Annotated in this window: 21 protein-coding genes and 2 pseudogenes; 9 read left to right on the forward strand and 14 right to left on the reverse strand. The window is 44.7% G+C overall.

Annotated elements, in window-relative coordinates:
• Nucleotides 1-92 precede the first annotated feature (92 nt).
• The 3 genes from QUA01_RS03105 to QUA01_RS03115 all read left to right on the forward strand — a co-directional run bounded on the left by QUA01_RS03105 (nucleotide 93) and on the right by QUA01_RS03115 (nucleotide 4,459).
• The gene (locus tag QUA01_RS03105) at nucleotides 93-2,966 is read left to right on the forward strand and encodes a zinc-dependent metalloprotease (protein WP_333087640.1); all 2,874 of its coding nucleotides are present in this window, start codon (nucleotides 93-95) and stop codon (nucleotides 2,964-2,966) included.
• Between the two features lie 149 nt (nucleotides 2,967-3,115).
• On the forward strand, nucleotides 3,116-3,904 hold the full coding sequence (locus QUA01_RS03110) for a CPBP family intramembrane glutamic endopeptidase (RefSeq protein WP_333133009.1): 789 nt from the start codon (nucleotides 3,116-3,118) through the stop codon (nucleotides 3,902-3,904).
• A 6-nt stretch (nucleotides 3,905-3,910) separates the two neighbouring features.
• On the forward strand, nucleotides 3,911-4,459 hold the full coding sequence (locus tag QUA01_RS03115) for a DUF1349 domain-containing protein (protein WP_333087637.1): 549 nt from the start codon (nucleotides 3,911-3,913) through the stop codon (nucleotides 4,457-4,459).
• 81 nt (nucleotides 4,460-4,540) lie between these two features.
• Here QUA01_RS03115 and QUA01_RS03120 read toward each other — a convergent pair whose 3' ends face one another.
• The 8 genes from QUA01_RS03120 to QUA01_RS03155 form a co-directional block, all read right to left on the reverse strand.
• Complete coding sequence (locus QUA01_RS03120; protein WP_333087635.1) at nucleotides 4,541-4,975, reverse strand: HNH endonuclease; 435 nt, start codon at nucleotides 4,973-4,975, stop codon at nucleotides 4,541-4,543.
• The gene (locus QUA01_RS03125; RefSeq protein WP_333087634.1) at nucleotides 4,968-5,381 is read right to left on the reverse strand and encodes a hypothetical protein; all 414 of its coding nucleotides are present in this window, start codon (nucleotides 5,379-5,381) and stop codon (nucleotides 4,968-4,970) included. Before QUA01_RS03125 ends, QUA01_RS03120 begins: the two co-directional genes overlap by 8 nt.
• Nucleotides 5,382-5,468: 87 nt before the next feature.
• Complete coding sequence (locus QUA01_RS03130; protein ID WP_333087632.1) at nucleotides 5,469-5,711, reverse strand: hypothetical protein; 243 nt, start codon at nucleotides 5,709-5,711, stop codon at nucleotides 5,469-5,471.
• 127 nt (nucleotides 5,712-5,838) lie between these two features.
• On the reverse strand, nucleotides 5,839-6,516 hold the full coding sequence (locus QUA01_RS03135) for an SMEK domain-containing protein (protein ID WP_333087631.1): 678 nt from the start codon (nucleotides 6,514-6,516) through the stop codon (nucleotides 5,839-5,841).
• Between the two features lie 219 nt (nucleotides 6,517-6,735).
• Nucleotides 6,736-6,867 carry a hypothetical protein gene (locus QUA01_RS03140; protein WP_333087628.1) on the reverse strand — a complete coding sequence of 44 codons (132 nt, stop codon included), beginning with the start codon at nucleotides 6,865-6,867 and terminating at the stop codon, nucleotides 6,736-6,738.
• A gap of 33 nt (nucleotides 6,868-6,900) precedes the next feature.
• A complete protein-coding gene (locus QUA01_RS03145; RefSeq protein WP_333087626.1) occupies nucleotides 6,901-7,923 on the reverse strand; it encodes a DUF559 domain-containing protein in 1,023 nt (340 codons plus the stop codon).
• A gap of 172 nt (nucleotides 7,924-8,095) precedes the next feature.
• Entirely contained in the window at nucleotides 8,096-8,365 is a 270-nt protein-coding gene (locus QUA01_RS03150) for a ParE family toxin-like protein (protein ID WP_333087623.1), read from the reverse strand.
• A complete protein-coding gene (locus QUA01_RS03155) occupies nucleotides 8,362-8,592 on the reverse strand; it encodes a hypothetical protein (protein ID WP_333033745.1) in 231 nt (76 codons plus the stop codon). Before QUA01_RS03155 ends, QUA01_RS03150 begins: the two co-directional genes overlap by 4 nt.
• A gap of 121 nt (nucleotides 8,593-8,713) precedes the next feature.
• On the opposite strand from QUA01_RS03155, the gene QUA01_RS03160 reads away from it, so the two are divergent.
• Nucleotides 8,714-9,001 (forward strand): DUF433 domain-containing protein, encoded by a 288-nt coding sequence (locus QUA01_RS03160; protein ID WP_333087622.1) that lies wholly within the window; start codon nucleotides 8,714-8,716, stop codon nucleotides 8,999-9,001.
• Between the two features lies 1 nt (nucleotide 9,002).
• Here QUA01_RS03160 and QUA01_RS03165 read toward each other — a convergent pair whose 3' ends face one another.
• The 5 genes from QUA01_RS03165 to QUA01_RS03185 all read right to left on the reverse strand — a co-directional run bounded on the left by QUA01_RS03165 (nucleotide 9,003) and on the right by QUA01_RS03185 (nucleotide 12,068).
• Nucleotides 9,003-9,242 carry a DUF4926 domain-containing protein gene (locus QUA01_RS03165; protein WP_333087621.1) on the reverse strand — a complete coding sequence of 80 codons (240 nt, stop codon included), beginning with the start codon at nucleotides 9,240-9,242 and terminating at the stop codon, nucleotides 9,003-9,005.
• A gap of 10 nt (nucleotides 9,243-9,252) precedes the next feature.
• The gene (locus QUA01_RS03170) at nucleotides 9,253-9,588 is read right to left on the reverse strand and encodes a DUF6883 domain-containing protein (RefSeq protein WP_172186779.1); all 336 of its coding nucleotides are present in this window, start codon (nucleotides 9,586-9,588) and stop codon (nucleotides 9,253-9,255) included.
• 54 nt (nucleotides 9,589-9,642) lie between these two features.
• The gene (locus tag QUA01_RS03175; protein ID WP_333087618.1) at nucleotides 9,643-9,888 is read right to left on the reverse strand and encodes a DUF433 domain-containing protein; all 246 of its coding nucleotides are present in this window, start codon (nucleotides 9,886-9,888) and stop codon (nucleotides 9,643-9,645) included.
• A gap of 154 nt (nucleotides 9,889-10,042) precedes the next feature.
• Nucleotides 10,043-11,020, reverse strand: a complete 978-nt coding sequence (locus QUA01_RS03180) for a heme o synthase (protein WP_333087889.1) — start codon at nucleotides 11,018-11,020, stop codon at nucleotides 10,043-10,045.
• 133 nt (nucleotides 11,021-11,153) lie between these two features.
• Complete coding sequence (locus tag QUA01_RS03185; RefSeq protein WP_333087616.1) at nucleotides 11,154-12,068, reverse strand: COX15/CtaA family protein; 915 nt, start codon at nucleotides 12,066-12,068, stop codon at nucleotides 11,154-11,156.
• 456 nt (nucleotides 12,069-12,524) lie between these two features.
• Here QUA01_RS03185 and QUA01_RS03190 point away from each other — a divergent pair, with 456 nt between their 5' ends.
• The 4 genes and pseudogenes from QUA01_RS03190 (at nucleotide 12,525) to QUA01_RS03200 (ending at nucleotide 14,935) form a co-directional block, all read left to right on the forward strand.
• Nucleotides 12,525-13,958: an ABC transporter substrate-binding protein gene (locus QUA01_RS03190; RefSeq protein WP_333087615.1), complete on the forward strand. Its 1,434-nt coding sequence runs from the start codon at nucleotides 12,525-12,527 to the stop codon at nucleotides 13,956-13,958.
• A gap of 109 nt (nucleotides 13,959-14,067) precedes the next feature.
• A complete protein-coding gene (locus QUA01_RS27300; protein WP_442921513.1) occupies nucleotides 14,068-14,160 on the forward strand; it encodes an element excision factor XisH family protein in 93 nt (30 codons plus the stop codon).
• A gap of 138 nt (nucleotides 14,161-14,298) precedes the next feature.
• A pseudogene (locus tag QUA01_RS03195) lies at nucleotides 14,299-14,579 on the forward strand (element excision factor XisH family protein).
• Nucleotides 14,570-14,935: a XisI protein gene (locus QUA01_RS03200; protein ID WP_333087612.1), complete on the forward strand. Its 366-nt coding sequence runs from the start codon at nucleotides 14,570-14,572 to the stop codon at nucleotides 14,933-14,935. The pseudogene QUA01_RS03195 and the gene QUA01_RS03200 overlap by 10 nt, the downstream one beginning before the upstream one ends.
• A gap of 78 nt (nucleotides 14,936-15,013) precedes the next feature.
• Here QUA01_RS03200 and QUA01_RS03205 read toward each other — a convergent pair whose 3' ends face one another.
• Entirely contained in the window at nucleotides 15,014-17,512 is a 2,499-nt protein-coding gene (locus QUA01_RS03205; RefSeq protein WP_333087611.1) for a glycosyltransferase family 2 protein, read from the reverse strand.
• A 414-nt stretch (nucleotides 17,513-17,926) separates the two neighbouring features.
• Here QUA01_RS03205 and QUA01_RS27305 point away from each other — a divergent pair.
• Nucleotides 17,927-18,196: pseudogene (locus tag QUA01_RS27305) on the forward strand (transposase); the annotation flags it as partial.
• Nucleotides 18,197-18,288: the final 92 nt, after the last annotated feature.

An 18,288-nucleotide genomic window follows, 5' to 3' on the forward strand; every position in this document is an offset into this window, starting at 1 on the left:
CAACAATCATGTCGCTCGTGTAACTGGAATCGATATAACTCACGCTCCGCGACAATCTCAAAACTATCATTTCCCGCAGCGGAATACTCAACATGAAAAGATTGACATTTCCTAAAATTAGCAAAAATATACAGATAAAAAATCCCCGAAAAAATCTCCCTTTAATATTTTTTATATTATCTCTAGCATTTTTCCTGTTTAGTTTGTATAAAGGTTTATTTTTAAATTGGGCTTTATCAGCGCCGCCCTCCGGCAAAGAACAAACTAGCCAACAGCAAGCTCTACAACCTTTCGATCAAGTTGTCAAAGATGCCCAACAGTTAGAGGGATTGTTTACCCTTTACCGCAATCAAGCAACTAATAAAGTTTATCTCGAAATTACACCGCAACAACTCGACAAAAAGTTCCTGTGTTTCGTCACATTGGCCTCTGGTTTGGGGGAAGGCGGCATTTTTAGCGGATTGCCGATCGGCGATTTCTTGTTTCAACTGCGACGAGTCCAAAATAACGTGCAGTTTGTCATACCCAATATCAATTTTCGCACCAGTCCGGGCGATCCGCAAGCGGGTTCGGTGGAAAGGGCATTTAGCGAGTCTATCCTCTATTCTTTGCCGCTCAAAAGCATTCATCCGCAAAGGCAAACTCTGCTGATCGACTTAGGCGATTTGCTGATGAGCGACAAGCGCGATTTACCAGGGATAAAAGCAATTTTACCGATGATTTTGGGCGCTTCTTACTCAATCGATGAAGACAAATCTTCTTTTAAAGATGTGAAAGCGTTTCCGCTGAATGTAGAAATTGCTACTATATACGGTTTTTCCAGCGATAATGACAGTGCGGTTAACTATTTACCTTCGATTCCCGACAGTCGGGCTTTTAACCTCCGCATTCACTACAGTTTCTCGGAAGTCCCGATTAATAATGGCTACCGCCCCAGACTTGCAGACGAGCGAGTTGGCTATTTTCTGACAACATATAAAAACTTTTCTGACAAGAGTGGCCGCGATCCTTTTGTGCGCTATATTAATCGCTGGCATTTGCAAAAGCAAATCCCATCCGCGCCGATGTCGCCTCCGGTGCAGCCAATTGTGTTTTGGATTGAAAATAATGTGCCTGTAGAGTATAGAAATGCTATTCGCGAGGGCATTTTGGAGTGGAACAAAGCTTTTGAAAAGGCAGGTTTTACTGAGGCAATTCAGGTCAAACAAATGCCGGACAATGCTAAATGGGACCCGACAGATGTCCGCTACAATACTATTAGGTGGTCTAGTTCTTTTGAGTCGGATTTTGCAGGCATTGGGCCATCTCGCACTAATCCGCTGACTGGGGAAATTTTGGATGCTGACATTCTGTTAGATGCTGATATTGTCCGGCAAATTAAACAGGGCTACGGCTTTTTGGTGGAACAAAATCGATCGCTAGCGAAGAGTTTTCAAGGGAAAAATGGCTCTAATACGAGTCCTTGTCAGTTTGGAATATATTCGCGTTATTTGAATGTTCTAGAAAATGGGGACTTGGGAAAAAGCAGCGGAGAAAATTCTCAAGGTGGAATTGCTGATGATTTGCCGACTTTGGTGGAAAGATATCAAGAGCAAAAACGATCGCCTTTGTCGCGCTTGATGTCGAGTTCGGATATGTGTTTTGGGTTGGAATCGAGCAGGCAATTTGCGATCGGGGCAATGTCGGTGAATCTGTTGGATAATGCACCACCTAGCAGTACGGCGACGGACAATTATGTGAATCAATATATCCGATTTTTGACGTCCCACGAAGTCGGTCACACTCTCGGTTTGAGGCACAATTTTCACGGCAGTACGATGCTGCAACCGGATGAGTTGAACAATATTCAGGTAACTCGCACTAAGGGTTTAACTGCGTCGGTGATGGATTATCTGCCGATTAATTTGGCACCGCCGGGAACTATGCAGGGCGACTATTATCCTACGATTGTAGGGCCTTATGACGATTGGGCGATCGAGTACGGTTACAAAGTTCTTGGGGGCACAAACCCCAACAGCGATTTAAGGGCGCTGCAACAAATTGCCAGCCGCGCGGGGGAACCGCAATTAGCTTACGCGCCTGATGAGGATACTGTTGACAATCTCGATCCGGCTGCTAATACTTTCGATCTCAGCGGTAATATGCTGACGTATTCGCAATGGCAAATGGATAATGCTAGGGCGATGTGGAAGCGTTTAGAAAAGCGAATTCCGGTTGGGGAAGAGGGTTATAACGAACTGCGGGTGATGTTTGATTCGCTGTTTGGGTATTATGTCAATCAGGTGGTGAATGCTACTTTGTACGTCGGCGGGCAGTCGTTTAATCGGATTCGCCCGGGAGATAGTAATGGGAAATTGCCGTTTGTGCCGATCGCACTTTCGCAGCAGCGGGAAGCTTTGGCTACATTGGACAAGTACGTATTTGCCCAGGATGCTTTTAGTTTTGCGCCGGATTTGCTGAATAAATTAGCACCTTCGCGTTGGGATCACTGGGGAAGTCCGGCTTTGGTGTTTCCTCTAGATTACCCGATCGGCGATCGAATTACTTTTTTGCAGCGGTTTGTGCTGCGAGTTTTGCTATCTCCCACGCGACTGGCGCGACTGCGGGATGTCGAGTTAAAATCAGCACCGGAAACTGCTTTGAGGTTGCCGGAATTGTTCGATACTTTGCTTCATGATATTTGGAAAGAGGTTTTGCAGCCGGAAAAGAAGATGCAAATTTCAACTTTTCGGCGTTCTTTGCAGCGGGAACATTTGGCGATTTTGATGGGAATGGTGCTGCGAAAAACCAGTGCTCCTGAAGATGCGCGGACTCTGGCTTGGTACGAGTTGCGACAGTTGCGTGAGGGTTTGAGCAAGAGTATTCGGAATTTGGATCGGAATGCGGATGCTTATACGCGGGCTCATTTGGAGGAAACGCGCGATCGAATTTCTAAGGTTTTGAATTCGCAGATTCAGTCGAATTAAGTCAATAAAGCTTTCAGGGCGGGTTCTTCCGCCCACCCCACAAAAAACTTTATGTGTTGTGGGGTGGGCCGGAGAACCCGTTCTTTTGATAAAAAACCCGGTTTTTGTGGTGGGAGTGCATAATTTCTGATTTATTAATTAGATGATTATTGATTCAATCAAAAATTATGACTACAGATACTTCCAACAAACACCACCTGCGATTGGCCCTATTTTGGGCATTACTGGGGAGTCTGGCAGCGTTGGCATTATTTCCTTATGCGCTGTCTCTGAATCCAGCAGTTGGGCAAGTGCCTGCACCGTTACCTGTTATGGCTATTGCCTCCGCCCTTCAGACTGGACTTCTTTTGATTCTCCTGAATTGGATTGGACTGCGCCTAGGCAACTCAATGGGACTCGATACCCCCCTGGCTCGTGCGCTGGTGTATCGACAGCCTGTTCCCACTCTTTCTAAATCTGCTATCAAAACGGCACTGATAGTCGGTGGCGTTGGTGGAATCGTCTTAATTGGATTGAATTTAGCGTTTGAACCTTGGATGCCTCCAATGACTTCAACAACTGCGTTAAAGATTGACCTCTGGAAACGCATATTAGCTTCTTTCTACGGAGGCATTACCGAAGAACTCTTGCTTAGATTATTCGGTATGACATTGATTGCATGGCTACTTTGGAAGATTTTTCAGCGGCGCCGATCAGAACCTAGTCGGCCAATTTTTTGGCTGGCAATTGTGGCGGCGGCGATTCTGTTTGGTGTGGGTCATTTGCCTGCCGCTGCCAATCTCTGGGGACTAACCCCAATCGTCATTTTCCGAACGATTTTGCTCAATGCCCTCTTAGGGATTCCCTTTGGTTTTCTTTACTGGCGTTGGGGATTAGAATACGCTATGTTATCTCATTTTTTTGCAGATTTGGTACTGCATGGAATTGGAGGAAGTTAGCAGGATATGCAAACAATGCAATGGTACAACGAACCTTTACAATGGCATGAGGATAACGATGTTATCCATATTACCGCCGGCGCAAAGACTGACTTTTGGCGGCAAACTCATTACGGATTCATTCGCGATAACGGCAACTTTTACTACCGTCAAGTTTCAGGCGACTTTACAGCCGAAGTCAAAATTACTGGTTGCTATCAATCGCTCTACGATCAAGCAGGGTTGATGATTCGAGAGAGCGAAAATATCTGGCTCAAGTGCGGCATTGAGTTTGTTGAGGGAGTGCAAAACGTGAGTGCGGTTGTGACACGAGACTATTCCGATTGGTCTGTTATTCCACTTGAAGTGCCACCAGTTTCCCTGTGGCTGCGGGTAAAGCGCCGAGCTGAAACGGTGGAAGTGCAATACTCGTTGGATGGGGAAGAGTATTCAATGATGCGACTGGCATATCTCACTGAGTCACCAATGGTTCAAGTTGGGTTAATGTGTGCGGCTCCCCAAGGTGAAGGCTTTGCAGTCGAATTTGAAGGGTTTAAGCATAGTAAGCCGATCTAATTTGGTATACGAAACCTAATGCTTCTGTGTCGAGAAAACTGGCGATCGAAATGACGATCGCCGCTGCGATCGGATATTCAATTACGAATCATTGCGAGGTGGATGTAGAGCGATAGAATGCAGGACTCCTCGAAGATTGACTACTCCTTCTCGGTTGAGTTGCAGCCGATCAATGGTAGCGCGTCCAGTCGGTGTTAAACCCAACATTTGAGTCGAATCGCTGCTCCAAGTAAAGTGTTCGCTCCAGTTATCCTGTCGAGGATGATAAAGTGGGACGGAGCCACCTGTAACGGGGTCGATCGCCTCACTATGACTGTATTTGAAATTGTTGCACCCTTGAGCTGCGATCGCCAGATTATCCAAATCACTGGTGCCACCTTTGGAGCGAGGGATAATGTGTTCAATCGAGAAGGGATCTGGAGAGAATTTAGCTTGACTGAGACAATACTCGCAGCAACCATTGGCGCGTTGTTTAATGAATTGTCGTTGCTGCTGTGTGAGGCGGGATTCAGGCATAATCAACGATATCGGGATGAGGATTGATGCCGAGGGTTTGCATCAGCTCCGTCAGAGGTTGGTTGCGGAAGGTTGCGAGTTGAATTAAGGCTTGAATGCGGGCAACATTGAGTTGTTCAAGGCGATCGCTCATTTGGATCAGTTGCTTGTGTTCTTCGGGAGTCAGGGTTTCGGCATGACGCTTGGCGATGAGGGCATGGTATTCTTCCCAGGTTTGTGCACTAAAGCCGATGTTAATTTGTTGCAGCAAGTCGGCTTCTGTAGGTTGGGTAATTGGAAGTCTAGGCTGGAGGCGTTCTTGCAGGGCGTTGAGGATGTAGCGATCGGGTTCCACGCCCTGTCTAGCTGCTTCAGTGCGGATCTGGTGTTCGAGTTCGGGAGAGAGGTTGAGGGTGATGGTGGTCATGGTTATCTTGGCAGCAAAATCTATTTATAATTTTAGCGATCGGGCTTTCACCTTATCTCGAACTTCATCGCCTGGGACTTCTCGATTTTACTGCCCGCGTCCTGGTTTGCAATCTACGAAACCTAATGCTTCTGTGTCGATAAAACTGGCGATCGAAATGGCGATCGAAATGGCGATCGGATATTCAATTTCCGCAGGACGCGCGATCGAAGGAGCTTGAATTGGTTCTGGCAAGCGTCTCAAAATGACTGCGGCATCAGCAGGAGAAAGTTGTTCTTGAAGTTTGGCTTGCATGGCATTCACCTTTGGGTTGGAATTTGATAGATACATTCAAGCCACTACCCAACTCAGATTTACCGGCCTAACGTTTCCCATCACCCGCCGCAAATAACCTAGAGCGCTAACAGATGAACTTTCAACGGTCGGGTGCATAGGCGTTGTTAGACCTCGGCTGAAATTAATAATCAAGCTCTACACCAAGAATTTCCCGTGTTCCAGTGACAGGATTGATGCGATGAGCAGTTCGGACTTCAATAGAAATTGGGTCCTGCAATGCAGGTCTATTGAACGCCGCCCGATAGACTTCCAAGGCTTCTTTGTCGGTCTGCTTTAGAATATGTCCATCCGTGCCCAGCGGCTTGAACTCTGCATCCATCAAATCACTGAGCCTCTGAAGTTTTGCAAGATTTAGGGATTTTATTTCCTTAATCAGGTCTTTGAAGCCAATAACATCTGTATTAGGCTCAAATTGGACTTTGTTCTTGGTGTCAACTTTTCCATAAGTGCGTTGCTTTTGACCCAAGACACAAACCTTTAGGATTTTGTATTTACTGTCCAAGCCATGAATAATAAACCGATCCACAGCGTCCTTCATTTTCCTAATGGTTTTATCTGATGTTACTTGAACTGACACACCTAATTGTTGATCGCCCAAATCTATGCCTGGATAATTACCTTGCGATAAATTCAAATTTACCAAGTTGTAGTCATAGATAATATTGAGCATATCGCCACAAAAGGATTCCGCTATAATGTTCTGGTCAAGCAGGTGCATCAAGCCGCGATTGCGCGTGGACACTTCCAATACGGCGAGGCCGTCACTGATTCGCTTAAGCAATTCTTCTTTGATGAACATGATCTAATTTTAACTTCTTCTGTATCTGAATGTCATTGACTGTCGGGAATCGTAGTTTCGACCGAGCCGCGCGCAGCGAGATAACTTATAATTGTATCGCAGTTGCGGTACAATACCCAATACAATAGAAAAATACCGCCGATCGCTAATGTATTTCACCAAAAGTAGCAGTAATCCACACAGCAATGGCTGACGATAGACGAGAATTCAACCAAATTTTCATGCAGCTAAAACGGGAGGGTCGAGTTTGCGGACTGCATACAGAAGCGCAGCTTTAATTCGTTCTGGCAAACGTCCCAAAATAACTTCGGCATCAGCAGGAGAAAGTTGTTCTTGAAGTTTGGCTTGCATGGCATTCACCTTTGGGTTGGAATTTGAACGTTGTTAGGTTGCGTTTGCTATCAGATCATGACGTTTGAATAGGTTGATCAGAAAATGCTCTACTATTATTTCCGCTTCACTCTCGCTATTAAGTTCATAACCTCCAAATCGATACACTTCATAACCACATAGCTTGAGCCGTCTATCCTCAGCAACCATTTCAGAATATAGCCTTGGACTGGCTTTATCTTCTTCAGCATAATGCTGCTTACCGTCAATTTCTATTACTATTCTTATGCGATCTGATAGCAAAAATAAAAAATCCATTCTTTGGCGCACTAAGCGACGCTGACCCTGCAAATGCTTAAGTGTATACGGATCATAGTGCAAATAAACTTGTGGGACTAGAGCAGGAAGTTTCTCGTTGAATGACTCATAAAACTTCTTAAAATAAATTCTCCAAAATAACTTCTCCGGCTGAGAAGTCAATGATCTATTCAAACGAGAATATAGTTTTCTGCCGACATCTATATCTAATTCGTTATTTAGTTGTTCTCTCTCCCTCCACCAATCAACAAGCTCCTTCCAAAGAAGACCGTGTGACTTAATTGGACGATCGTATATGAGACAATAATCAGCATTTTTGACTATCTCAAGATCGTTGCTAACTGAATCAGAGAAGATGATTTCTGGCTTTGCTCCAGTCGCTGCAAAAATCAAATTCTTAACGCTGTTACCTACCCCGAGAGTAGTGAGGTAAATTCTGTAACCATCCTTATCTACTGCGAAACCATGTTTTTCACAAAGAGAGCGTAATGTTTGTTTCCCCTCATCACCTATCCAACTTATAAGTAATGTGTTTTCTAAAACTTTCACAAACTTACGAATCGACTCCATACTTTCCCAATTTAGGGATGCGTAATAATCTTCAACAAGAGGTCTACGCTCACCACTGAAGTTCCTTTTTGATTTTCCCTGCTCAATTCCAGCAGAGGTAAAAATATGATTGATGTTACGTATCACCAAATAATCTACACAAAATTCACGGAACTCCGTTTTCAAAATTTCAACATTTGGTGTGATCATAAAATAGTCTCATTAGGACAATCTCATCGCTTGCTTACTGCAATAAATTTAACAATTATTTTGAAACCTTTGTCTCTAGCTTACTTCATTTATCGATCGAAATTCACACCACGATGTAATTCTGCGATCGCCATCTACGGTAACGGGCGCTGACGAATTCGATCGCCTTAAACTACATCCGTTTCAGTAATTCATCGTACTCGTCGTGTGCACCAATCCAGTACCAGTAAATACGATCGGCTTCCAATAAACTTAAAACACGATAATTGATACTGACACGAGCAGAATAAATCGGTTGCTTCTGACTGACTCGCTTGAACTGAAGACTTGGATGATAAGGATTTTCCTGCCAAAGGGCATAAGCTTTATCGGCTTGTTCCTGAACTGATGCAGGAAGACTCTCTAGCCGCGTGCGAAATGACTTTGTAACACTTGATTTCATTTTTGTGTTGGAAAAACCTCATCAAGTGGAACCGTTTCTCCTCCCGCAATTTCTTGACGTACCATTGCAGCCATCTGATCCCATTGAGCGTCTGTCGTGTCAGCAAAACGAGTTTCCCATTTTTGCTCGTCCTGCAACTCTGCCAAAAACCGAGCCGCGATCGCATCTTGCCGATCGGGTGGGAGTTTTTGGATTTGGGCGATCGCCTGTTGAAGGAGTTCAGTCATGATTTTGTTTGAAACCTGTATCTCTAGCTTACTTCATTTATCGATCGAAATTCACACCCCACTATAATTCTGCGATCGCTATGCTGTAATAGAGATCAGTCCCTTCAAACTTCCATAGTTTATGACCACAGCAGTATCTATTGACATTGGTACGCTCATTACACGCACTCCCGGACTGCATGGTGGATGTCCCCACATCCTCGGTAAAGGCGTTACCGTTCGCCGGATTGTCACCTGGTACAAGCGAGGATTGAATGCTGAAGAGATTTGCGATCGCATTTCTCATCTCACCCTCGCCGAAGTCTACGCCGCACTCACCTACTATCATGCCAACACCGCAGAAATTGAAACTGATTTGATCCATCAAGCAGCAGAAGCCAAGCGTCTAGAAGCAAGGTATTATTTGTAGGTTAGGCGTAAACAGGAAGTGGCTCATAAACAAGTTGCATGAGTTTTTCTGAGGGAATAGTTTCCATTGCATAGGTATTGCCTTGAGCATCCGCAAAATCTACTAGATAAGCGCGATCGTCAAAGCTCATCAGAATAGTGCCAACTTGTCCCGGTCGGAGCAAAATTGGCTGAGAGGTGGCTTTATGGATTGCGTGAATTTCTTCAGTCAAGGCAACAACATCATACTCGTGTAACGTCATCACAATATCCTCACTTATTGACAGGATAGGTATTAGTTAGCCGGGGAAAGTCTTCATCGGTGCGAATCATCCAACATGACAGCACCCAAGAGCTTCCTGTTTCCGTAGTCATAAAAAATTTGATATCATACTGGGTTCCATAGTTGTCGGTTTTATAAATTTCTGCCTCCTGATTGACCGCACATTCTAATAAAGCGACTTCTAAAATAGCTTTGTTTTCTAGTGTAATTCCCAATCGATTTCTAAACAGGATGGCTTTATCTTTTCCTTTGGGATGCTGCATATTTAGTGAGTATCGCTCAAGCTTGTCGCCCAGCAGTGCCTTCTCTCCGTTAGGTAATTTCATCTATAGAAATGGTCAAGTCACTTGGTGGAAAGTTTTCATTTCCCAGAAACCGCATTAACTTGCCTCAGCAAAGAGTAAAGGTGTGTAAAATACGTCTTCTTTGAGGCCTTCGGCAGCGAAAGCAAACACTGCTTGGATAGATTTAGGATTAAGGGTTGGGTAGTTTTCGATAACTTGTTGCTGAGTCCAACCTTCTGAAAACAACCCTAAAACAAACTCCACTGATAGTCGTGTCCCCTTAATTACAGGCTTACCAAGCAGAATTTTAGGATTTGAGTGAATGTGTGCTTTCCAGTTCACGATCAGTTCGCCTTTAGGGAATTTTCATTAGCTCTTTTTTTAACCGCAGGTGCACGCAGATTAACGCATATGGGAGAATGACTACCGCTATTTTACCATAAACAAAACCCGCAAGATGCGGGCTTCATTTTAATAATTGCTATTTAACTAATTACTACATCACCACTGCACTAATCAAAGTTTGCACATTTTGTACAACAGCAGTAGTAAAATTATGAGTCACAGGCAAACTGTCAACGACTATTCCGGCGCACAAGAGCATTAGGTACAGAATAGAGTATTTGAAGAGCGATCGCGCAACAATCTTATCCTCTGGAGTCTGCAACAGCAACCAAGCTTTTTGGGCAAAAATAGCACCCAGGACAATAGCTGTTCCCGCATACACCGCGCCCGCTAAATGCAGGGGGTAAACTAGCAGCAAAGTTGTAGGAAGCATCAATAAAGTGTAAATCCAAATTTGGCGGGCTGTCTCTTCGTCGCCTTCAATTACTGGCAACATCGGTACCCCTACTCCCTCGTATTCGTCGCGAATCATCATTGCTAGCGCCCAAAAATGCGGCGGTGTCCACAGGAATATAATCCCAAATAGCAGCCACGCACCCCAACTCAAATCTCCTGTCACCGCAGCCCACCCAACTAAGGGAGGAATCGCCCCTGCAGCACCGCCAATGACGATGTTTTGCACGCTGTGGCGCTTCAGCCAGTGGGTGTAAATTAGGACGTAGAAAACTATGCCGGACATTGCTAACAAAGCTGCTAATAAGTTGGCGACAACTGTTAGCAATGTAAAGGATATTGTCGCTAGGACGATCGCAAATATCAAAGCATCCCGCTTCTTGACACGCCCCGAAGGAATCGGCCGCCACCGGGTGCGCTCCATGATATAGTCGATGTCGCTGTCGTAGATGCAATTAATCGTATTCGCCGACGCGGAAGCCAAAGCGCCTCCGGTAATAGTTGATACCAGCAATAGCGGATCTACTTCTCCTTTGGCGGCCATCCACATTCCTGCTGAGGTAGTGATTAGCAGCAGTAAAATAATTCTAGGTTTTGTTAGTTGATAGTAACTTTTCACGACTTGCGAAAAGTTTTCGTGGAGGCGGGGCCTTTCGTTGGTAAGGATTTCTTGCATCGGTTGTAAGCTGTTAGTAATTATTTGCGAATTCGTCATTAGTCATTAGGTTGGAGTTGCGGGTTTTACGAGAAATATTTGCTGTAGCTACAAGGATTAATAAACCCGCCGCCTCTTACTTTAGTCTTATCTCTCAAGCTGATAAAACTCGATCGCGCCAAGCTAAAACACTAAAAGCTATCAGGGTTCCCAGCAAAGCAGCACCGACGGCTTGGTGGGCGACTGTCAGCGGTTCTACCTGAAGGTGCAGCCGGAAAGTTGCTAATCCCAGAACTAATTGAGCAATGAGGCAAACACTCGCCCAATTAGCTAGTTTTCGCAAGTTTTGACTCAGTGCAGGCTGCCGCCAAGCCATGACTGCTACGGCTAAAGTCGCTGCTGTAGCTGGTACGATACCGGCGATGTGGCTGTTCATTACCGAGCACAATTCTGAGGAGCTCAAACATTGGTGCAGTGCCCATCTAGAGCCTACTAATGCTCCTAGCAAACTTTGCAGGTAAACTAACAATGCTGCGATCGAACTTACCCAAGCTAATTTGCCGACATTTCCTGTAGCTTCGTAGGGAGTCAGCATGAAACCGATGACTAGCAGGGCACCAAAAAACAGTAAAGCGGTTCCCAAGTGAGCGGTAACGATGTCAAATCTCAGCAGTTGTGTTACTGTCAAGCCGCCCAATACGCCTTGAAAAACGATTAAAAATAGTGCTCCGGCGCTTGCCCAAGGCAGCCATTTTGGCAGGCGACTGCGGTAAAACAAAGATAGCCCTAAAAGTGCGATCGCGCTCAAGCCAATTGCCGCAGCGTCCAATCGGTGAAACCATTCCAGAAATACCTGCAAATTCATTTGCGCTGCGGGTATTAATTGACCGTAGCACAGCGGCCAGTCGGGGCAAGCGAGCCCCGCATTCATGACTCGCGTGGCGCTGCCTACTGCCATTAACAGCCAGGTTGCGATCGCAATTTTCCACACTAGGCTGCGGATAATATCTTTTGGCTGCCACTGCACTCCTGCTGCTGCGTTTGGCTCCTTTAAAATTGAGTTTGCCATGAAATTTACCTTAGCCTTTGTTATCGATCGAGCTTAATTAAATATTGAGGTTTTGCTTTGGCTGAGCTTAGCCGAGCTTAACACTCTTTTTCTCTGACCAACCGTCATTTTTACTACCTTAGCGACTCTTTTATCCAATTAGTTTGTCTTTAGATATTTTTCAACTTGCCTGTTTATATTACAAAAGATTGCAGGATTTTTGCTAAACTTCAAAAAACTTTAATCTTTTACCTCCCTCCTCGATCGCTGACAACTCTCCTGCTGCCTGAGTTTCGCAGGAAAATAAAGATATAATTAAGAAAAACACAAGATGAAATAATTGTGATAGAACCAATTGAAAAGTGTTTGCAAAATACTAAACAGCATAAAAAAATTATAAAATATCAGTTGTATCCTACTTTCTGCCTTCTTGCTGAGCGTTTGAATCTCAAACCTAAAATATAACACTGTGCAGCCATGTCCCAAAAAAACGAAACCGCTGTTTTAGCATTATCACTCCTAATTACGATCGGGCTAGCCGGCACAGGTATTTGGTGGCTGACAAGCCGCGGCGGCATCAATCTCGGAGGTTCATCATCCCAAAATCCGACAGTTTCTAAGTCCCAGACGGGAAATTCCCCGCAATCAGAGCAGGCAATTGAGCAGCGTCTGAGTGCTGGACAAAAAGTGTTAATTCCAGAGCAAGCCACAACAACCAAACAAGCAGCAGTACAGGCGATCGCATCTGGCAACTATAACGCAGCTATTTCCGACTTACAAGCTTCGCTGAAAACCAATCGCAACGATCCCGAAGCACTAATTTACCTCAACAACGCCCGCATCGGCGATCGAAAATCCTACACAATTGCCGCAGCGGTTCCCATTGGTGCAGATATCAATGCCGCTTTAGAAATTCTGCGGGGTGTCGCTCAAGCTCAAAATGAAATCAACCAAAGCGGCGGCATTAACGGTACTCCATTAAAAGTGCTAATTGCTAACGACGACAACAACCCAGAAATGGCTTCGCAAATTGCCAGTGCTTTGGCAAATAACTCGGAAATTTTAGGAGTAATCGGACATTTTGGTTCCGACACCACCCTAGCAGCCAGCAAGATTTACCAGCAAAATCAATTAGTAGCAATTTCTCCGACAAGTACGTCAGTCCAGCTTTCAGGAATTGGTAGCGATATATTTCGGACAGTACCGAGCGATAGGTTTGCAGCTAATGCTCTTTCCCGCTATATGCTGACAAAATTGCAAAAGCAAAAAGCGGTGATATTTTTTAATTCTGCCAGCAGTTACAGCAAATCTTTAAAAGATGAATTTACGACGGCAGTTTACGGAGATGGCGGACAAATAGTATCGGAATTTGACTTTGCTAAGGGCAATTTTAATGCTGCCGAGAGTGTTAAAAGCGCGATCGCCCAAGGAGCAGAAGCGATCGTATTAGCAGCCGATACAGCCACGCTAGACAAAGCTTTGCAAGTAGTGCAAGTAAACGCCCAACGCCTGCCCTTACTAGCAGGAGACAGCGTTTATACTGCTAAAACACTGCAAGTCGGTGGTGCGGCAGCCACAGGTATGGTGCTGGCTGTTCCTTGGCATATTCTCGCAGATCCGCAGTCAAATTTTCCCCAAACATCCAAACAACTTTGGAATGCAGAAGTGAGTTGGCGCACGGCTTTAGCCTACGATGCGACAAAAGCATTAATTGTCGGTTTAGAGCGCGATCCGACTCGTACAGGCATTCAAAAAGCTTTATCAGCGCCAGATTTTTCAGCAACAGGAGCATCGGGCCCGATTCGATTTTTACCTTCGGGCGATCGCAATCGAGCCGTTCAGTTAGTAATTGTTAAACCCGGAAATCGCAGCAGTTACGGTTACGATTTTGTGCCGCTACCCGCTTTGTAAACTATTTGCGATCGCGAAAGGTAGATTATAATATTCATTGGTAACTTCTATGGCTGGTCAAGCAGAAATGTTTACAAGATGAGTAGTTATCCGCAACTAGAAAACTTGTATGGTAAAAGATCGGTTTCATGGTGTTGTTAAGACTGGTTTAGAAAAGGAAGGTTGGCAGATTACGGCTGACCCCTATAGCAATCCTAAATGAGTCGTAAATATTTTTACCCCACCCCAACCCTCCCCGCGAGTTCGGGGAGGGAGTAAGAAATTCACAAATGATTTAGGATTGCTATATCAAATTAATGTTGATGATGTAGATTTTGAGATTGATTTAGCTGCGGAACAATTGTTAGCGGCCCAGCGAGATCGTCAGAAAATTGCTGTAGAAGTTAAAAGTTTCATCAGCCATCCAATGTTTCAGATTTTCATACTGCATTGGGACAATTCCTTAATTATCGCGATGCACTTGAAACTATTGAACCCGATCGCCGCCTCTATCTAGCGGTGCGAGTGCCAATTTATGAAAGTTTCTTTCAACAACGGTTTATTGTGGCTGCAGTTCAGCGATATCAACTACGATTAATAATTTATGATGTGCAACAGGAGGTTATTGTTCAATGGCTGTAGAGCAATATAGGCAATACATTCGTCATCTGCTTTCAGAACGGCGATCGCGCACTTCGATACAACGCAACGCGCAAGAATACGAAGTGCAAACTCTTTTCGATGCTGAGCAAGATCATTATCAACTTCTGTATGTTGGTTGGCGTGGAAATAAACGCGATTTTGGCTGTATTCTGCATCTTGATATCAAGAATGGGAAAATTTGGATTCAGCATGACGGTACTGAAGTCGGAATTGCGAACCAACTCGTCGAATTGGGAGTGCCTAAAGAAGATATTGTTTTAGCATTCCACGAACCAGAGGTGCGCCAGTTTACTGATTTTGGCACAGGGGAGGATCTCGCCCTCAGTTGCGGGTAAGTAAATTAGGTGTAACCGATTGGGCGAAGAGATTATTTTGCCCGACATAGAAAGACAAATTTCGATAGAAAAAGTGATTTAAACTTGCGAAACCCCGATCGCCCTAACCGATCTGTTTCTCTCAAAAATAGCCCTCGGTTTCAAAGCAATTCTCAACAACAGCCACAGCGATCGCCATTCTCCCGGAGTTTCCTGCCGCTTCCACTGGCCGGGGCGACAGTACAGCATTTCGATCAAACAGCGGCGCTGACTAACACTCAGGCGATCGAAGGCAATTCGCACAGTCGGAAATTCCACAACAGTGCACCCAGCAGCATCCCGAAAACTCGACTCCAACTGAGATTTATCGCTAACCAACTCAATTTTAGCCACAGGAATAAAACATTTCTCTTCCATAATTTCCAGAGTCGCCGACTCGCAATCAATCAAAAATGCTCTCAAACTAGCCTCAGTGTCCAACTTGAGAACAGGCGGTGCCACCCAATTTCTCGCTTTGACTGCTGTGGGGGCGATCGCTCTTATTTTACCCTGCGATAAACTTGTTTGAACAGCATAGTTGGGGAGCATTTCTGCTGCGGCAAAACTCTCATTACCTTCTTTACCTTTCACCGCAAAACTCGGTCGCTTTGTCAGAGCAACTTCAGCGCCACTTTCCGAAATTACAGTAGTTATTCCCCACAAAGTTTCACCGCCCACATTCAATTGTACAACCCTCCGCAAATTGAACCATTCATAAATATCCGGCTTAGGAATATCCACCAAAATCAGCAGCGCTATCCCCAGCATCAACAGATTATAAACGCTCCAAATCCAGCCCAAACTCACGCCTTTTAACAAATCAGCAGTCTCGGATACTGTCTGTACGCTGCTCCAGTTTCTAACTAAATTAATGTTTAAATTGTGCCACAAGCTGAATGCTGTTGCGGCGAACAAAACAATCAAAGGCCATCCCAAATTCCAGTTGAAATTAAAGCGATCGCTCGCTATTCCCTTCGGTGTCACCTTAAACCCTTTATCAAAGGGCTTGAGCATGGCACTCACCACCGTTACTGCTAAAGGAATACACTGAACAAACGAGTATACATCCGAAAGTAAAGCCGATCGCGATCTGCGGTTCAGCCAAGAAAAAACCGTAACTTGCACCAAATAATAAGGTAGGAAAAAGTACAGCAATTCCCGCGCATTTGTCCGCAAAGGAATTATACCCAAAAACGAATAAGCTAAAGGCATCAACAGAAACAAAACCCTGGTTAAACTGGTAAACCAGTGCAGCAATCCTTCCAAATGAGACAGCCTTTGTACGAATCTGAGTCCGCGAATTGTTAAAGGATTGGAATTAATAAAAAATGCCTGAAGCGTACCTCGCGCCCAGCGCACCCTTTGGGTTAGATGAGCCTCTATATTTTCAGCCGCCAAACCAGCGCTTAACTTTTCATCTAAATAAACTAAGCGATAGCCGGTTGCTGAGAGCCGAATTCCGGTAAAGTAATCTTCGCAGACTGAATCTGTGACAAAGCCTCCCACCGCTTGTAGGGCGCTGCGTCTCACGACAAAAGATGTACCGCAACAAATCACGCTGTCGGCGCTGTCTTTGATTATTTCAATTTGTCGGTAAAATACTTCTTCTTCCGGGGCCAGCACGTTTTCTAAACCTAAGTTGCGGGCGATGGGATCGTGGTTATAAAAGCTTTGCGGTGTTTGAACGAGGGCGATTTCGGGATTCTGAAAAAAGCCTACTGTTCTGGTTAAAAAGTTTTTAGTGGGAATAAAGTCGGCATCGAAAACAACAATTAATTCTCCATCTGTTAGGGATGTGGCGTGATTGATGTTTCCCGCTTTGGCGTGCAGATTATCGGGTCGGGTTATATACTCGCATCCCATTTTTTTTGCCAGCAATTTGATTTCTGGGCGCTTGGTATCGTCGAGCAAATATACTTTTTTGTTGGGATAATCTAAAGCTTGACAGCCGATGACTGTGCGCCGCAAAATAAAAATTGGTTCGTTGTAAGTTGGAATCAAAATATCGACTGTTGGCGCAAATTTTCCCTCTGCAACTGCAACGGCCATGCGATCGGCTTCTCGGCACCTATCTTTGACTCCGAGCATTAAATACAGTTGAATGCTGCTGGTGAAAACCATTAACATTTCTAGGAAAAACAGCCCTAAACTAAATATACCGTTGAGGGGATCGCTTAAATTTAGGGTGGCTAGCGATCGCCACAAAACGTAGCGAATTGTTAAAGCCAAAACTATTGCAACTACCACAGCCCGCGATCGTTTCTGCGGTTGAGGCGAAATTTTCATTGCAGCTAAAGCGGCCGAGACGAGCACGACAGTAGGCACTAACAAATACATCTTGCTCGCAGCGGGTACTTGCAGCCACACAGGCGGGTTTTTCTGCCAAGTGTCGATTGTGGCAAAAATGCCGCTGACCGTGCCTTCACGGGCAAACCAGGCTCCGGCGATCGCGCCTGCGAAAGCAACCGCCCCCAAAACGACTAGGGTTGCCGCTGGCATTCGCGAAATCGCCCAAAAGCGGTGTTTCAAGTCTTGAAGGTCAAATCTTGAAGTTGTCATAAAATGTGAAATTCCCGATCGTGCCTGCAAAAGTCAGGGTTTTCTGCTGTCCACTTCCTAATCCCGTGGAAAATACTGACACACCCCACTTAACTATAATTTACATTTTTTAACATTTTGACAATTTAATGGTAATTCACTGGCTGGCTGGTGGCAAACTGCTCGGCAAGCCCAATCCTGGCCCAGTATAGCAACAGATCCTTTAGATTGTGGGCGATCGAATAACTAGAATAAAATTTCTTTGTAAACGAGGAATTGGATAAAATCCGAATCCAAAGCAAGCTCAAAGGCAAAGGTAGCAGATTTATTGTTCTGAGGAATGGTGTAGATTTAAAAGAAGAGGAGCGGATTAAATCGGCTACAGTTTTAAGTCAATTTAAGCGGATTAAGCTTGTCTAGAAATTTAAAGAAGCATTAAGAGATATTTCTGAAAGTCATCATAGTGTGGAAAAAGGGGGAAAATCACTGCTTGAATGGATTAAAAAAGCACAACCGATTTACAGTGATACCCTAACCATGCTTCGCAATCATATCGATGGAATTTGTAACTATTTCTTGAACCGAACAATTAGTGGTGTTAGGTCAGAAATCAACAATCATCTCAAAGTGATTAAGCGTCAAGCCTATGGATTTGTTAATTTTGAAAATTTTCTATCTCGACTGTTAGCTTGCTTTTCTAATTAATTTTTCCGATCGCCGCAAACCCAGAAGAACCTGAATCTTTACAAGTTAGCTATGGCAGAAATTGAAACCTGGATCGCCTCCCCAATCTTCAA

Origin of the sequence: Microcoleus sp. S36a_B3, assembly GCF_036700745.1 — a bacterium.
Taxonomy (GTDB): domain Bacteria; phylum Cyanobacteriota; class Cyanobacteriia; order Cyanobacteriales; family Microcoleaceae; genus Microcoleus.

Bases quoted from the DNA above. Each gene is read 5' to 3' on its own strand.
- QUA01_RS03205 (WP_333087611.1), bottom strand. From the start codon at position 17,512: ATGACAACTTCAAGATTTGACCTTCAAGACTTGAAACACCGCTTTTGG.
- QUA01_RS03120 (WP_333087635.1), bottom strand. From the start codon at position 4,975: ATGCCTGAATCCCGCCTCACACAGCAGCAACGACAATTCATTAAACAA.
- QUA01_RS03140 (WP_333087628.1), bottom strand. From the start codon at position 6,867: ATGCAAGCCAAACTTCAAGAACAACTTTCTCCTGCTGATGCCGAAGTT.
- QUA01_RS03170 (WP_172186779.1), bottom strand. From the start codon at position 9,588: ATGAAATTACCTAACGGAGAGAAGGCACTGCTGGGCGACAAGCTTGAG.
- QUA01_RS03185 (WP_333087616.1), bottom strand. From the start codon at position 12,068: ATGGCAAACTCAATTTTAAAGGAGCCAAACGCAGCAGCAGGAGTGCAG.
- QUA01_RS03145 (WP_333087626.1), bottom strand. From the start codon at position 7,923: ATGATCACACCAAATGTTGAAATTTTGAAAACGGAGTTCCGTGAATTT.
- QUA01_RS27300 (WP_442921513.1), top strand. From the start codon at position 14,068: ATGGTAAAAGATCGGTTTCATGGTGTTGTTAAGACTGGTTTAGAAAAG.
- QUA01_RS03105 (WP_333087640.1), top strand. From the start codon at position 93: ATGAAAAGATTGACATTTCCTAAAATTAGCAAAAATATACAGATAAAA.
- QUA01_RS03125 (WP_333087634.1), bottom strand. From the start codon at position 5,381: ATGACCACCATCACCCTCAACCTCTCTCCCGAACTCGAACACCAGATC.
- QUA01_RS03130 (WP_333087632.1), bottom strand. From the start codon at position 5,711: ATGTATCTATCAAATTCCAACCCAAAGGTGAATGCCATGCAAGCCAAA.
- QUA01_RS03190 (WP_333087615.1), top strand. From the start codon at position 12,525: ATGTCCCAAAAAAACGAAACCGCTGTTTTAGCATTATCACTCCTAATT.
- QUA01_RS03155 (WP_333033745.1), bottom strand. From the start codon at position 8,592: ATGACTGAACTCCTTCAACAGGCGATCGCCCAAATCCAAAAACTCCCA.
- QUA01_RS03165 (WP_333087621.1), bottom strand. From the start codon at position 9,242: ATGACGTTACACGAGTATGATGTTGTTGCCTTGACTGAAGAAATTCAC.
- QUA01_RS03200 (WP_333087612.1), top strand. From the start codon at position 14,570: ATGGCTGTAGAGCAATATAGGCAATACATTCGTCATCTGCTTTCAGAA.
- QUA01_RS03160 (WP_333087622.1), top strand. From the start codon at position 8,714: ATGACCACAGCAGTATCTATTGACATTGGTACGCTCATTACACGCACT.
- QUA01_RS03115 (WP_333087637.1), top strand. From the start codon at position 3,911: ATGCAAACAATGCAATGGTACAACGAACCTTTACAATGGCATGAGGAT.
- QUA01_RS03150 (WP_333087623.1), bottom strand. From the start codon at position 8,365: ATGAAATCAAGTGTTACAAAGTCATTTCGCACGCGGCTAGAGAGTCTT.
- QUA01_RS03180 (WP_333087889.1), bottom strand. From the start codon at position 11,020: ATGCAAGAAATCCTTACCAACGAAAGGCCCCGCCTCCACGAAAACTTT.
- QUA01_RS03135 (WP_333087631.1), bottom strand. From the start codon at position 6,516: ATGTTCATCAAAGAAGAATTGCTTAAGCGAATCAGTGACGGCCTCGCC.